We start from the raw sequence: 13,878 nt of genomic DNA, 5'->3' as shown, positions 1-13,878 counted from the left end.
TTTCGCTCCTTATACCCGGTAAGAATAACGTAAAACGGCCATTTCATCTAAAATAGCTTGTTCTTTTAAATCCTGCTGCTTTTGAAAGGCAGCCTTTGATTTCGTTTTCCATTGATTCCACATTTTTACTTCTTGCATTTTTTCGATCAAAACTTGGTGTTTTGTTTCTAATTGTTGATGGACCTGCTGGGATTGTGTTGTCAGCTGTTTCATCTTCCGATTGACATGTTCCATTTCATGTTGAACATGCAATAGTTGCGATACCGTTTTTCGATCGACATGATTGTACTGGTGGAACATTTTTTCCTTTTCCAGTTCCAAGTCTTCCATTTCTTCTTCAAGCTCAATCTGTCTAATTTTGATAGTTCCATATTCCTGCTCAGCAAATTCCTTTTCTTTTTCTTTAAAATCGAGTACTTTTTGAAAAGAAAATTTATAGGTCATGTCATCAACGCTCCAAATTGTGATAGTAAGAAGGATCTCGTTTCCTCTAGTACGGACGATTCATAAATCCCCTGACGCAAAAAATTATCCATAACCGGCTTGAACCGCATAGCCAAATCTATGTCCCGATTTGAACCTTTTTTATAGGCTCCAATATTAATTAAATCCTCAGCTTCATTGTAAGCAGCCAGTAATTTTTTAAAGATTCTAACGGCATGTAAATGTTCATCGGAAGTAATTTCAGTCATGACACGGCTGGCACTATTTAGCACATCAATAGACGGGTAAATCCCCTTACTGCCAATTGCCCGGCTTAACACAATATGACCATCTAAAATACCCCTAACGGCATCTGCAATGGGTTCATTCATATCGTCTCCATCCACGAGAACGGTGTAAATTGCGGAGATTGAACCCTTCGGTCCGGTTCCGGCCCGTTCCAACAGCTGCGGAAGCATAGCAAAAACGGATGGTGTATAGCCTTTTGTCGTTGGCGGTTCACCAATTGCCAGGCCGACTTCCCGTTGAGCCATGGCGAAACGAGTAACAGAATCCATGACAAGTAAAACGTTCTTGCCTTGATCGCGGAAGTATTCAGCAATTGAAGTGGCGGTCAATGCTCCTTTAATGCGGATGAGCGCCGGCTGGTCAGATGTCGCCACAATGACAACAGACTTTTTTAAGCCCTCTTCACCAAGGTTTTGCTCTAAAAAATCGAGAACTTCCCGGCCACGTTCTCCAATTAAGGCAATAACATTAACATCGGCTGACGTATTTCTGGAAATCATCCCAAGCAGTGTACTTTTCCCTACACCACTTCCGGCAAAAATACCGATTCTTTGTCCCTTTCCCATTGTCAGCAAGCCATCTATTGTACGTACACCGACACCCAAAGGAGAATGAATCCGCGGTCTCATGAGTGGATTTGGCGGCTTCGCATGTGTCGGCACCTCTTCTAACCCAAGTGGCAAAGGCTTCCCATCCATTGGTTGGCCTAAACCGTCTAGGACCCGGCCAAGCAATTGATATCCGGCTTTTACCATCATCGGTTTGCCGCTTGCAACTACATCGCAGCCAGGACCAATGGCTTGAACTTCTCCTAATGGCATGAGCAGGACTTTGTTCTCTCTAATCCCGACCACCTCTGCAGGAATGGGAGTTTGTGAATTTGCCGGATAAATGGAACACAACTCGCCAATTCGAACATCAGGACCTTGTGACTCTATTGTTAGTCCGATGATTTGTGTAATTTTCCCATTCACCCTAACAGGGTCAATACCGCGGATGAGCTTCACATAGTTTTCAGCTGATAGTGTCACTCTGGTGCCCCCTTTTTGCCTCAAGGATGACCTTTTTAATTTCTTCCATTTGAGTATCAATTCGGGCATCAACACTTCCGTAAGCAGTCCGGATGATACAACCTTTGGAAGTAACAGAATGGTCAGGGATAATTTTTATTTCCGTTTCACCGTTCACCATTGCGATGAGTTGAACCCGCTGTGATTGGATAAAAGGGAAATCATCTGGATGAACACAAATGGTAATATGCTCTTTTTCCTTAAAGCGAAGTATATGCTGTTGAATCAATTCAACAAATTTATCAGGACAGTCCTCTAATTCCTGCTTAATGATTTGTGACGCAATGACGGTACTTAATTCCAATAAAAACGGTTCAGCTTCTGAAATAATCGTTTCCTTTTGGGCATATGCCTGCTCTAGTAAATCCTGCGCCTGCGCTAATTTCCCCTGGTATTCCTCTTGAATTGCCGTGATCGCTTCATTTTTTCCTTCATCGTAACCCTGTTGAATCGCTTGTTCTTTTGTTTCAACTGCCATCGCTTCAAGTCTTTTTTGATTTTCTTCCCACCACTGATTGATCCTCTCATCAGCAGCTGTCTCTATTGCCTGGGCCTTCTGCCTTGCCTCTTCCATAATCAATTGGGCTTTTTCATTTGCTTCTTTCACCATAGGATATTCTTCGATCTTGATCTCTTCTTTTCCCTGGAGTGCGGAGGATTCTTCCTTTCTATCCTCGCCAAAATCTCGAGGCAGTGTAATAACTTTAACCTCATCTATTAATGAAAGGTTCGAGGCTTTAAACACTTTAGAATAAGATGTCATCATTTCCACCTCGAGCAAGAACAATCTCACCAGAGTCCTCTAATCGGCGAATAACGGATACAATTCTACCCTGGGCTTCCTCAACATCCTTCACACGAACAGGTCCAAGATATTGCATTTCCTCTTCAAATGTTTCGACCATCCTCTGCGACATGTTTTCGAATATGACTTTTTTAACCTCTTCGCTAGATGCCTTCATGGCTAGAAGCAAATCATTATTCTCTACTTCCTGGATAACCCTCTGAATCGCGCGACGATCTAAATTAATGATATCTTCAAATATGAACATCCGATTTTTAATTTCCTCTGCCAATTTATGATCCTTAATTTCCAGATTTCCGAGAATATTCTTCTCCGTCCCGCGATCAACGCCATTAAGAATCCCGACAATAGATTCAAGTCCGCCAGCAACACTGTAATCCTTCCGTATCGTAGCCGACAGCTTTGTCTCCAAGAAATTTTCCACCTCTCTAATGACTTCAGGAGAGGTTTGTTCGAATAACGCAATTCTTCGCGCTACATCTGCTTGAAGTTCTTCCGAAAGTTGCGTTAGAATCACAGATGCCTGTTCCGGATCAAGATGCGTTAAAACAAGTGCAATGGTTTGCGGGTGCTCATTTTGCAGGAAGTGAAAAATTTGCATAGGATCAACTCTTCGGGCAAAATCAAATGGTTTTACCTGCAGCTGCACTGTTAATCGTTGAAGAATTTGACGAGCTTTATCTCTGCCAAGTGCTGACTCCAGCACATCCTGAGCGAAGGTAATCCCTCCAGTTGCTAAATAATCATTGGCAATGCACATTTCATGAAATTCATGTAATACTTCCTCTTTTTCATTTCCATCCACTTTTTTAATGTTGGCGATCGCCAAAGTAATCTGTTCGATTTCTTCTTCTGTCAAGTGATTAAATACTTTAGAGGAAGCTTCCCTTCCCATAGAAATGAGCAAAATTGCCGCCTTTTGTTTTCCGTTTAATTTTAATGCTGACGCCATAGGAATCTAAGCCTCCTCTTCATGCAGCCAAGTCTTGATTACTTTTGAAAAATCTTCCGGCCTTTGATCTAGTAACTTTTTCAATTGTTTCTCAACCGCCATGTCGTCTTCCGTAAAGTAATTTGCTTCATCCTCAAGAGGAAGTGAATACATCGCTTCTTCTTCTACCGGTTCTTCTTGATTATGTTTTCTTCTTCTAATAATGAACCAGGTTAAACCGCCAAGTAATAAAGCCCCTGCTGCGGCCCCCAAAATCATAAGCCAGTTTACTGCTGGATTCGCTTCCTTTTCTGTGTTCTTTACAAAAGCATGCGGAAATATAGTAATCCGCTGGTCGACTTCTTGTTGACTTAACTCCGGATGCCCCAGTGCTGTCCGAACCGTATTCGAAACAATATTTCGAACATTATCTTGAGTGGCTTTTGATAAAGAATTAGATTTTGGTGAATCAGGTTCAACACCTACATTAATCGTAATATCTTCGATTTGATATGGGCTTGAAATAATCTCCTTATTAATACGATTAATTTCAAAATTTACACGGTCTTGTGATTCCTCATAATTACTTTCACCACTAGAATCGGTACCGGTATACCCCGGTACATCCGTATCACCGGAACCGACAACACCGCCCGCACTTCCTCCGGTATTACTTGAGGTTTTTGAGTTTTTTTCTGAGCTGATCACGATTCCCTTATCACTGCCATCCACAGGTTTTACTAATTTTTCTTCCGTTTTCACTTTATCAAAATTTATTTTTACAAACGAATGGACTAGAACTTTATCGGTTCCAAGGATTGATCCAAGTAAAGTTTGCAAATTTTGCTGAATATCCCGTTCAATATTTTGCTGGACTCTTCTCTGCTCTTCGAATTTATCTAATGACAGATTATCATCGTCGCCATCCTTCAGTGCTAAAGTCTCGCTGTATTGATTCATAATGGTAATATTTTCAGGCGGCAGGTTCGGCACGCTTCGCGAAACTAATGTATATAGTGCTCGAATTTGCCCTGAATTCAGTTTTACACCTGGTTCTACTTCAACCATGACAGAAGCACTTGCTTTTTGATCATCATTTTGCCGAATAAACACTGAATTTTCCGGTAATGTCAAAATGACTTCTGCATTTTTGATTCCCTCGACATTTTTAAGGACACCAGCCACTTGATTTTGCATCGCTTCACGTTCTAAGATGTCGTATTGTCGATCCGTTGCTCCAAATTGAAGATTTTCGCCAAAAATATCGTAATTAATTTTCGTGTCTTTTGGATATCCACTTGAAGCAAGACTTACAATTAAATCTGGTGCGTCTTTTTTCGGGACAAGCAGCATCGTGCCGCTGTCAGATATTTTATATTTGGTAAAGCCTTGTTTGTCGAGTTCCGCTTTGATGTCTCCAATTTCCCGCTGGGTTAGCTGGCCCGTATACAATGGTACATATTGCGGACGAGACGCCAAGAAAATGAAGGTTGATAAAGCAATTACAAGAAACAAAAATGTCCCGATAAAAAACCATTTTTGCTTCGAGCTTCTTCCCCCCCAATATTGGCTGAAGTGCTCTTTTGTTTTTTTGAGTTGATCTGTCCATGATCGATTCATTTCTCACCCTGCCCAGCTTTCCATCATTCATTAAATTTGCATACGCATCATTTCTTGATAAGCCTCTACGGCCTTATCCCTAACATTAACCGTTAATTCCAAAGCAAGCTTTGCCTTTTGAGAGGCAATCATGACATCGTGTATATTTTCTACTTTGCCCGCAGCCGCTTGGGTAGAAAGCTCTGAGGCCTGCTTGACGGTAGAATCGACATTTTCCAAGTAGCCCTTTATTACATTTGCAAATGATGTCTTAGGTTGATTAGGCTCTACTTTTTGAACCACATTTTGATTCATTTTGATTGAATGAGTACCAATTTGGGAAATATCCACTTATTCTCCTCCTAACGGCCAATTTCCAGTGCTTTTAACATTATCGACTTTCCCGTATTAAAGGATGTCACATTTGCCTCATAGGCTCTTGATGCTGAAAGTAAATCTACCATTTCCTTTGATAAGTCCACATTCGGCATCATGACATACCCTTCTGCATTGGCATCAGGATGTGCTGGATCGTATACCGGTTTGAAAGGTGTTTGATCGTTGACTATTCCAGTCACCCTTACACCCTTAAAAATCGATGAAGCCTGCGATTGCTTTTGCATTTCACCTTGTAATACCTGATTGAAATTCTTCTCTCTCGGTGCCATTTCCACCATTTTGCGGCGATAAGGTTCCCATTTTCCGTCAACTAATTTTCCTCTTGTGGATGAGGCATTCGCAATATTAGAAGAGACAACGTCCATCCTCAAGCGCTGTGCTGTTAAGGCTGAAGCACTAATATTTAAAGAATTAAACATCTCCCTTAGCCCCTTCCTCTAATCGCAATCGATAGCTGCTGAAATTCACTATTAACCTGCTCGATTAATGTGTCATACCGTAATGCATTTTTCCCCATATTCGTCATTTCTTCATCCATATCGACATTATTGCCGTTATTTTGCATGATAGTTTCAGAATTTTCTACAATTTTCGCAATTGGTACCTCGACCGGCCTGCCAATTGGAAAATGACGGGGATTTGTTCGGTTTCCAGTAAATTTTGTTTGATTGGACAAATGTTCTTTAAATATATCCTCAAAGATTACTTTTTTTGATTTATATCCAGGTGTCTCAGCATTAGCAATATTATTTGATATAACTTGCTGACGTAAGCTGGATGCATTTAATGCAGATTGAAGAAGGTTTATATTCCCCAAAATAAATCCCCTCTTTTTCGATTAATTTGATTATTTTTGATGTTTATCAAAAATAATTACATTCTTTCACAAATATACTATAAAAAAGGGATACAAATCTATAACTTTTTTCCTTAGCGGTAGATCTATTAATCCTTCATTTGGACCACAAACTTCGTAACACCTTTTACCCAATGATTGTTTAAACCAGTTGGGTCGTTTTCTGCACCGACGGGCGCATATTTAGCGCCAATTTCTGCAATACTAGATAAACCCTTGCCTAAGTAGTTTTTACCTATATTTCGCGCCATGTCCATAATACTATCCTCGACAGATGCGTATGATTTCAGGCCATCTCTTCCCATCATACCAGCAATATTATTTTTAACTAGAGCAGCACGAGATGTTCCATTTCCTGTTTCATGCATGGCAATGGCCGCAAGTAAGGCCGGGTCAACGTTGTAAAGTTGTCCGGCCTGAACAAACACCGTTCCCATTCCCTTTAATTTTCCGTCCAATAATCGATCGATTTTATCTGGTGTAATGGCTTGAAACCGCAAAGAATCAAAGGGATTTGTTTGCAAAGACCCCAAATTCGAAACCATGTTACTTTGAATTATGTTTCCTGTATTCACAGCAAACAAATCAGCCATCATATTAGGTTGGATGGCTGATTGGGAACCTGTTTGATTCATTAAATTCGTTAAAACAGATGCAAATATATTGCTAAAGTCAGAACCAGCTGTCCCCAATTGTGATGGCAATTTTTGAGATCCTGTAATTGTATTCATTAGCATGGTCTTCGTAAACCAATCATCACCTATTTTCAATGGAAGACATCCTTTCTCTTTTATATTTATGATATAGTACTCTCAATCATAGAAGTAATATCTCTTAACATTTTATCAGAAAGCTTTGATATGTAATGAAGTTGTCCATCTTTAATGATCGCTTCAACCAGGATAATTGTATCAGGCTCTTTCTCCCTCTTTAATACCAGTATTTGCTTTTCTTTGTAAACGACATTTTTTAACAAGTAATAGGGCTCTTTGATAGAATCCTCAATCATTATTTTTATTGGTTTCTGAAAGAAGGGTTTTTTCTTTTTATATTCCATAAAATGATAAAGCTTGCCTTGCTTCGGGTTGTCATGAATTGATTGCTGCCAGGTCATTTTTTCCCTTCCTTTATCTCGCTTTGATGGTAAGTTTAGATTTTTACTTCAAAATATGACAAATTTAAACAAAATCTTTGGTTTTTTTTACTATTATTATATTATCCTATTTAATTACCTATTGTATATGAAAAATTGTAACTGAACTGAAAAAAATGTGAAAAATTTGTAATAAAACAAAAAAAAGAAACATGTGGTCCTGCATCTGATTTTGCAGGCCACAAATTTCTGTTTAATTTTTTGCATCTATAAATGCTCCATTGGTTTGTTTATAATACGGCTGGTACTTTTTAGAAACTTGTTTGTTCACTTTCATTTGGCTGATTAAATTTTTAGTTTGATCCATATTCATTTTAATGAGCGGGACCATTTTCCTGTCAAGCTGCAGCGAATCCTCCAACCATTGTGTTGCCTCAGAAGAATAATGAAATTCAGCATCAGATGCCTTCAACGTATTTATTTGCAGCATGATTTCATTTCGTTCATACATGAACTTTTCAAACTTTTCATCATTCTTATCAAGTAAAGCGCGATGCATTTCAACGGTCAATTCATAAATGGTTTCCGTTAATTCATTGATCATAATCCCAAACCCTAACTGTTTTTTGTTTTCATTGCAGTCTGCCATGTATCAGTTAATTCTACTGCAAAGCCTTCCACCTCTACAAGTATGTCTTCCTGCTTTTTTAAATTGGCTTCGATAAGCCGCGTTTTCATGTAATCATATAATGAGGAAAGTGAATCGGATACAGGATAGTCCTTTTTCAAAGTAATCATTAATTCACTAAGGATGTCTTGGGCTCTTAGATTATTGCTGTGGCTTTCTTCCAGATTGTTGTTGTTTAAAGCTTGTTTAGATAGTCGGATAAATTTTACCAATCCTTGATATAACATATATGTCAATTCTTCCGGTTTTGAAGTTGAAATCGCTTGTTTTTGATATGTTTGATATGGATTTTTAAGTGTCATAAAAATAATCTCCCCTCAAAATAATGCTGTTATTACTATTATCGGTTGATCCATAAAATAGTTAAGGAAAATCAAAGATAAAATTTCTATAAAAAAAGTTATTCCGCCAGGAATAACTTTTTTCTTTAAGACTTAACTGCCAACTTGAAGGACGATTCCGAACCCATCGATGATGTAATTTAGTCTTTGATTGTAGGATTTGAGATTTTGGATTTTGGCGGCATCGCCGAGCATGTTAAAGGCCATTATTTCTTTTGCCAATTTGGCTACTTCAAATTGCAATTCATCATTACGCTTTTTCTCCTGTAATAATTGCTGTTCCTTTTTGCGTAATTGTTCCTTTAACATTTCTTTTTCATTATGGATTTCTGATTTTACCGTTTCTAATTGCTGAACGGCATCTTGATTTTGCAAAGCCATATTTGTAAGTTGAAATAAACTGCTTAATAGTTCGTTTAATTGGATTCCCGGAAGCTTCTCAACGTTTGTAATTAACCCGGATAATATATCTATTAAATCATTCCCGTGGGAAGAGCTTTCTTGAATAACCTGTCGAACTGGCGTAACCTCTTCGATGACTTCAGTGGCTTTCACAGGAAGTTTAGCCTCTGAAATGGTCGTAAAATGCATAGCGCTGTGATCAGTGACATGTTTTTTGTTTTTTGACTTTACTATCGAATAATATTTATAATTCACTGACTGATATCCTCGGTCTAATAGCTGGGCAACCTCATCCAATAATTCGGTAATATTGAGGCCGCCTTCATCCTGCCGTTCCGTAATATAATGAAACATGAACTCAACTTCTGTTTTAATCCATTTTCGATTGATTTTTTTGCCATCATCAACTAACTGACTCATACTTTCGGCCTTTTTCATACTAATCATCATCAAATAATTGAAATAGCATAGTAACGATCCCGTTTTTAAGTTATTTTCAGTTTCTAATCTATCAATGAATACTTCTTCCGATTGACCTATTTGTTGGTTTATTATCGCATCTTTCATTTCAAATAGTGCATTCTTTAAACTCATTCTTACACCTCCAAAATATTAGTTTTATATCTTTATCATGAATTAATTTGATAGTTTTAATAGTATGTGTGGGGGACGTTCAATATAGACTACGATGTGGATAAAATTTTTTTGGGTGTATCAAAATAATTTTTTATCTATAAAATAATTATACTTAAACTGTAAGAATTTGCAAACATGAAGTTCTTTATTTTTTAAAAATCCGTTCGTTTAAACGCTCGATTTCCCATCGAAAAAATTCCTCTTCAATAGAAAAGGAATTTTTTTATTTGAAAGAATTAGAATTTCTATCTGCTAATCTTGCTTGTCTTTGCTTATCAAAACAGTATTGGACAATTTTTGCCTCATCCTTTTTATCTAAAACGGTAAACTTTACGCCAACCTGTTTTAATTCAAGTTCCTCTGACAAGCTAATCCGTTTGATTACTGCTTTAAAGGAAATGGGATTTGTCTTAGGAATTGATAAAGTTCCAGATAGAAATTCCCCCTCATGAAATGGAAATTCATGTATGCAGGATAGCAACATTCCTCCAGCACTAATATTAATGGTTTGTACGTCGAATTTGTCTATTTTAACAGGTAAATTGGTTGGGACACGAAAATTATCGCGGCGTTGAATCTTTTCAATTTCGTTTCTTTTCGGTTTTGTAATCCGATATAAAGGGATATTATCCTTCTTTCTTCCAATAATGAACGCTTCAAATTTGTACTTATTTTCACTCGTCATGTAGGAAATGGCAATTCTGCTGCCCCTTGTCAGACCGAACATTTTCCCATTCATTGGCTGACCAATCAGAATCTCATCCTCGCCAATATCCGCTACGATTGAACGGCAGACGATGCCTTCACTCAAAATGTTTATTATAATATTCTGATTTACTTTCGGATACATACCCCATCTCCCTCTCCTTCTGCTTAGCTTATCTGCCTAACGATGTAAATGTTAAGAAAAAGCCCGCCAGTGGCGAGCCTTTCTGTCCAAGATTAACGTAAGAAATCAACTAATGATGGCTGGATGATTCTTGCGCCAGCCGCCAAAGCAGCATGCTGAACATTTTCTTGCGCTTTTAAATCAATAATGACCTTGGATAAATCGGCATCCTCTTCATTCGACAATAATTTGGTTGTTGAAAATTCTAACCCATCAATCCGTGATATGCTCAGTTCCATCCGATTCATTCGTGCGCCAAGTTCAGAACGTTCTTTCAGGATATTATCGAACTGTGCATCTAAATTAACTAAATGATCACCGGCTTGCCCTCCGGTAGAATTAAAACTATCCACGATATTGGTTAGGACTTGAAAAATTCCACCTTGCCCGTCATTATTAAAAATATCTTTACCAAGGACATTAATTTGGACGAGATTATTATGTCCTACCTGAAGATGCACTTTTTCCCCATTATCGTTCCTAAACTCCTTCGGCGAACCCTGTACATTCGGATCCGGGCGATAGGGAGGATTTTTCACATCCGTACCAGCAAAAATATACTTCCCGCCTATTTGCGTATTAGCAATTTCACCGAGGTGCTCTTTTAACTGATTAATTTCTGCTGCGATCGCTGAACGAGAATTTTCATCATTAGTTCCATTTAGCCCCTGTACGGTTAGCTCCCTAACGCGGTGCAGGACAGAGGTTACTTCATTTAAAGCCGAATCCCCTGACTCCATCCATGAGAGGCCATCACTGGCATTCCGTTTGAATTGATCAATTTCATTTAAGGATGACCTAAAATACATGCTGCGAACAGCGGTCACAGGGTCGTCCGATGGTTTATTAATTTTTTTTCCTGAGGAAAACTGATCCTGATATTTTTCCATTGCTTTATTGCTCTTACTTAAGTTAAACAGAAAATTATTGTTCAGCATCCCTTGAGTCACTCGATTGCTCACTATAATCCACCTACAATCCTACCCGGCCCATGCCGTTGATTACTTTATCTAAGCATTGATCCATTGCGGTGACCATACGTGCCGCAGCGTTATAGGCCTGCTGGTATTTAATCATATTGGCCATTTCTTCATCAATCGAAACACCTGAGACGGATTGGCGGCGATTTTCTACCTGCTGGATAATCACTTCTGAGTTACTTTGCATCCGCTGGGATTCAAGTGAATCAATCCCTAACTGACCGATAATATTGCGATAATAGTCATCCACCGTACTGGTCGTTCCATTAAAAATTAGACTGGCATCAAATTTGATATTGGCAATTGCTTGCGCATTTTGACCATTTCCAGTGGAGGAACTTCCGGAAGCTTCTTGTTTAGCAGCCGCAATCATGTCTAATGATTTCATGATATCGGGATTAACCTCTAAATCTTTCGCACTGGTCCCCTTAAAAAAGTCAACATTTGCTGCTGTTACTAATTCAACCGTTCCATTGTTATTAGATAGGTACATCCCGCTTTTATGAACTTCATTGATTTTAGTAGCAAAGTTCTGCGCTAATAAGTCAATTTTTTTCTTCATGTCAGGAACTGTACCACCCGCTTGCGTTCCAAACGCTTCAATTCTGCCTAAAAGTTCTCCGGATTGTAATTGAACTGGTTTATTATTAATGGTCACACCAGAGACATACTCTTGATCACCGTTTTTTGACATTTGGACTTCTAATTTATTTGCGGTTTTACCGGAAACAACCATTTCACCCGCCACCGAAATGTTGACCATGCCATTATCACCCTGGGAAACTTTCACATCCACAAGCTTCGAAAGCTGATCAATCAGTACGTCTCGTTGATCGTATAAATCATTCGGTTGATAATTATTCGGCACGAGCCGAGAAATTTGATCATTCAGACTGCTAATTTGCGATGAAAGCGAGTTAATGGAGCTCTGTTTTGCCTTAATGACAAGTTTAAGGTCATTCTGAAGTTGATCTAGGGAGCCGGACAGATAATTAAACGTTTCTGCGACGGCTACCCCTTTTTGTCTTACAACAGCACGAGCTGACGCACTATCCGGATTCTTCGCCAGCTCCTCCCATCCCGCCCAGAATTGATCCATTACATGGGCAAGACCATTATCTGAGGGTTCATTGAGCAATTCTTCCAATTTGGACAACGTATCGCTTTTCGCTTCCCAATAGCCAAGATTCTTGTTTTCGCCGCGCAATTGCAGGTCCAAATAATCCTCTCTAAGGCGTTCAATTTTATTCACATCCACACCGGTTCCTAATTGAAAGGACTTTGTTCCGGCAATCGAAACGGGATTTGTCGCCTGCATATCGGCTCTCTGCCGTGTATATCCTACTGTATTCGCATTTGCGATGTTATGGCCAGTGGTTGAAAGAGCCGTTTGCTGAGCAAATAGCGCTCTCTTTCCAAGTTCAATGCCATGAAAAGTTGATGTCATATTATCCCCTGCTTTATATCAAAATAGCTAAATTTTCGCATCTAAAAAGCTTGTCGTCCTTTTGACGGCGTTCGGGCCGTAGCCAATTGCCGGCTCTTTCGGAATCAGCATTCCAATCGAATAGTGAATATAGGAAAGCGATGTTTGAATTAACTGCTGATTGTTTTCATTCACCTGAGAGACTTCCTCCACTAAAGCCCGGAGCTTTCTTGCAATCAAATGTAATTGGGACTTGGTTTCAACATCATTTTGTAGCTTGATTACATCCTCGAGTGTGTTTGATTGACCGTAATGTCCCATTTGAGTCATATAAAGATGAACTTGTTCCATTCTTTGTTGATCAAGTTTTTGAATTTCATCCGCACATTTATTTTCAAGTTGAATTAGAGCTGTGAGGCCCTGCATACCGCCTTCAATTAGTAAATCACGTTTCTCTTTAACCAAATCTAGTAGTTGTGTATGAACAGTAATCATCGACTCCAACGTCTGAATTAATTTAGCGAAAGGTTCCATTTTCTCGTCTCCTACTTTGTTGTGCCCTTCCAGAAATCAAGCATTCTATTGGCAACTTTGCTGCTATCAACATGATAAGTGCCATCTGCAATCTGCTGCTTTAATTCTTGAACCCGATCTTGACGCTTTGCTTGTTCCGACATCATTGCCTGTGAAATTTCCCGTCCGCGTGCTGATATTTCCACATTGTCAGAAGATGATGTTGATAATTTTTTCGTTGTTTCTGTATTTATAGTTGAACGATTCTGTTGTTTTTGATAGGAATATAAACCATAATTCGTATCATTAATTCTCATAACAGTTCCCTCCTGTTCGTTATTATTATTTATCGGAAATTTACATCAAAAGTTTAGTTATGTTATTGAAAATATTCTTCTGAACAATATTTCTTTTATTTTATCAAAAACAGTATTACAATTCATTAAGTATTTGATTACTACTGTATTTTGAAAAACAAAAAAACGACGAGATGGAATCATTCGATCTCGCCGTTTAAA

Annotated in this window: 18 protein-coding genes; all 18 read right to left on the bottom strand. The window is 38.7% G+C overall.

The window, feature by feature from the left end; all coding sequences use genetic code 11:
- Window positions 1-9: 9 nt before the first annotated feature.
- Window positions 10-444: a flagellar export protein FliJ gene (gene fliJ, locus FAY30_RS11035; protein WP_149869929.1), complete on the bottom strand. Its 435-nt coding sequence runs from the start codon at window positions 442-444 to the stop codon at window positions 10-12.
- Window positions 441-1,763 carry a flagellar protein export ATPase FliI gene (gene fliI / locus FAY30_RS11030; protein ID WP_223820942.1) on the bottom strand — a complete coding sequence of 441 codons (1,323 nt, stop codon included), beginning with the start codon at window positions 1,761-1,763 and terminating at the stop codon, window positions 441-443. The genes fliJ and fliI overlap by 4 nt, the downstream gene beginning before the upstream one ends.
- The gene (locus FAY30_RS11025; protein WP_190284872.1) at window positions 1,747-2,565 is read right to left on the bottom strand and encodes a FliH/SctL family protein; all 819 of its coding nucleotides are present in this window, start codon (window positions 2,563-2,565) and stop codon (window positions 1,747-1,749) included. The genes fliI and FAY30_RS11025 overlap by 17 nt, the downstream gene beginning before the upstream one ends.
- A complete protein-coding gene (gene fliG, locus FAY30_RS11020; protein ID WP_149869926.1) occupies window positions 2,549-3,559 on the bottom strand; it encodes a flagellar motor switch protein FliG in 1,011 nt (336 codons plus the stop codon). Before fliG ends, FAY30_RS11025 begins: the two co-directional genes overlap by 17 nt.
- Window positions 3,560-3,565: 6 nt before the next feature.
- The gene (gene fliF, locus FAY30_RS11015) at window positions 3,566-5,158 is read right to left on the bottom strand and encodes a flagellar basal-body MS-ring/collar protein FliF (protein WP_149869925.1); all 1,593 of its coding nucleotides are present in this window, start codon (window positions 5,156-5,158) and stop codon (window positions 3,566-3,568) included.
- A gap of 30 nt (window positions 5,159-5,188) precedes the next feature.
- Complete coding sequence (fliE, locus tag FAY30_RS11010) at window positions 5,189-5,488, bottom strand: flagellar hook-basal body complex protein FliE (RefSeq protein ID WP_149869924.1); 300 nt, start codon at window positions 5,486-5,488, stop codon at window positions 5,189-5,191.
- An 11-nt stretch (window positions 5,489-5,499) separates the two neighbouring features.
- Window positions 5,500-5,955, bottom strand: a complete 456-nt coding sequence (gene flgC / locus FAY30_RS11005; protein ID WP_149869923.1) for a flagellar basal body rod protein FlgC — start codon at window positions 5,953-5,955, stop codon at window positions 5,500-5,502.
- 5 nt (window positions 5,956-5,960) lie between these two features.
- The gene (flgB, locus tag FAY30_RS11000) at window positions 5,961-6,353 is read right to left on the bottom strand and encodes a flagellar basal body rod protein FlgB (protein ID WP_223820941.1); all 393 of its coding nucleotides are present in this window, start codon (window positions 6,351-6,353) and stop codon (window positions 5,961-5,963) included.
- A gap of 128 nt (window positions 6,354-6,481) precedes the next feature.
- Window positions 6,482-7,162 (bottom strand): glucosaminidase domain-containing protein, encoded by a 681-nt coding sequence (locus tag FAY30_RS10995; protein WP_223820940.1) that lies wholly within the window; start codon window positions 7,160-7,162, stop codon window positions 6,482-6,484.
- Window positions 7,163-7,188: 26 nt separating this feature from the next.
- Window positions 7,189-7,506, bottom strand: a complete 318-nt coding sequence (locus FAY30_RS10990) for a hypothetical protein (protein ID WP_149869921.1) — start codon at window positions 7,504-7,506, stop codon at window positions 7,189-7,191.
- A 232-nt stretch (window positions 7,507-7,738) separates the two neighbouring features.
- Window positions 7,739-8,089: a flagellar protein FliT gene (locus tag FAY30_RS10985; protein WP_190284871.1), complete on the bottom strand. Its 351-nt coding sequence runs from the start codon at window positions 8,087-8,089 to the stop codon at window positions 7,739-7,741.
- An 11-nt stretch (window positions 8,090-8,100) separates the two neighbouring features.
- Window positions 8,101-8,475: a flagellar export chaperone FliS gene (gene fliS / locus FAY30_RS10980; RefSeq protein WP_149869919.1), complete on the bottom strand. Its 375-nt coding sequence runs from the start codon at window positions 8,473-8,475 to the stop codon at window positions 8,101-8,103.
- Window positions 8,476-8,607: 132 nt separating this feature from the next.
- Window positions 8,608-9,510, bottom strand: coding sequence for a hypothetical protein (locus FAY30_RS10975; RefSeq protein WP_149869918.1), 903 nt, complete (start codon window positions 9,508-9,510; stop codon window positions 8,608-8,610).
- 265 nt (window positions 9,511-9,775) lie between these two features.
- On the bottom strand, window positions 9,776-10,402 hold the full coding sequence (locus FAY30_RS10970; RefSeq protein ID WP_149869917.1) for a flagellar brake protein: 627 nt from the start codon (window positions 10,400-10,402) through the stop codon (window positions 9,776-9,778).
- Between the two features lie 92 nt (window positions 10,403-10,494).
- Entirely contained in the window at window positions 10,495-11,403 is a 909-nt protein-coding gene (gene flgL, locus FAY30_RS10965) for a flagellar hook-associated protein FlgL (RefSeq protein ID WP_149869916.1), read from the bottom strand.
- Between the two features lie 10 nt (window positions 11,404-11,413).
- Window positions 11,414-12,868, bottom strand: coding sequence for a flagellar hook-associated protein FlgK (gene flgK / locus FAY30_RS10960; protein WP_149869915.1), 1,455 nt, complete (start codon window positions 12,866-12,868; stop codon window positions 11,414-11,416).
- Window positions 12,869-12,895: 27 nt separating this feature from the next.
- Window positions 12,896-13,381 (bottom strand): flagellar protein FlgN, encoded by a 486-nt coding sequence (locus FAY30_RS10955; RefSeq protein WP_149869914.1) that lies wholly within the window; start codon window positions 13,379-13,381, stop codon window positions 12,896-12,898.
- 11 nt (window positions 13,382-13,392) lie between these two features.
- Window positions 13,393-13,677, bottom strand: a complete 285-nt coding sequence (gene flgM, locus FAY30_RS10950; RefSeq protein ID WP_149869913.1) for a flagellar biosynthesis anti-sigma factor FlgM — start codon at window positions 13,675-13,677, stop codon at window positions 13,393-13,395.
- Between the last annotated feature and the right edge of the window lie 201 nt (window positions 13,678-13,878).

This window comes from Bacillus sp. S3, from assembly GCF_005154805.1.
Classification (GTDB): Bacteria; Bacillota; Bacilli; order Bacillales; family Cytobacillaceae; genus Neobacillus.
The sequence above is the reverse complement of the archived record's forward strand: the minus strand, read 5'-3'. Positions and strand labels throughout refer to the sequence as shown.

What these genes read in the sequence shown, in the direction of transcription:
- fliJ (WP_149869929.1), bottom strand. Translation starts at nt 444, where the DNA reads ATGACCTATAAATTTTCTTTTCAAAAAGTACTCGATTTTAAAGAAAAA.
- FAY30_RS11025 (WP_190284872.1), bottom strand. Translation starts at nt 2,565, where the DNA reads ATGACATCTTATTCTAAAGTGTTTAAAGCCTCGAACCTTTCATTAATA.
- fliG (WP_149869926.1), bottom strand. Translation starts at nt 3,559, where the DNA reads ATGGCGTCAGCATTAAAATTAAACGGAAAACAAAAGGCGGCAATTTTG.
- fliF (WP_149869925.1), bottom strand. Translation starts at nt 5,158, where the DNA reads ATGAATCGATCATGGACAGATCAACTCAAAAAAACAAAAGAGCACTTC.
- flgC (WP_149869923.1), bottom strand. Translation starts at nt 5,955, where the DNA reads ATGTTTAATTCTTTAAATATTAGTGCTTCAGCCTTAACAGCACAGCGC.
- FAY30_RS10990 (WP_149869921.1), bottom strand. Translation starts at nt 7,506, where the DNA reads ATGACCTGGCAGCAATCAATTCATGACAACCCGAAGCAAGGCAAGCTT.
- FAY30_RS10985 (WP_190284871.1), bottom strand. Translation starts at nt 8,089, where the DNA reads ATGATCAATGAATTAACGGAAACCATTTATGAATTGACCGTTGAAATG.
- fliS (WP_149869919.1), bottom strand. Translation starts at nt 8,475, where the DNA reads ATGACACTTAAAAATCCATATCAAACATATCAAAAACAAGCGATTTCA.
- FAY30_RS10975 (WP_149869918.1), bottom strand. Translation starts at nt 9,510, where the DNA reads ATGAGTTTAAAGAATGCACTATTTGAAATGAAAGATGCGATAATAAAC.
- FAY30_RS10970 (WP_149869917.1), bottom strand. Translation starts at nt 10,402, where the DNA reads ATGTATCCGAAAGTAAATCAGAATATTATAATAAACATTTTGAGTGAA.
- flgK (WP_149869915.1), bottom strand. Translation starts at nt 12,868, where the DNA reads ATGACATCAACTTTTCATGGCATTGAACTTGGAAAGAGAGCGCTATTT.
- FAY30_RS10955 (WP_149869914.1), bottom strand. Translation starts at nt 13,381, where the DNA reads ATGGAACCTTTCGCTAAATTAATTCAGACGTTGGAGTCGATGATTACT.
- flgM (WP_149869913.1), bottom strand. Translation starts at nt 13,677, where the DNA reads ATGAGAATTAATGATACGAATTATGGTTTATATTCCTATCAAAAACAA.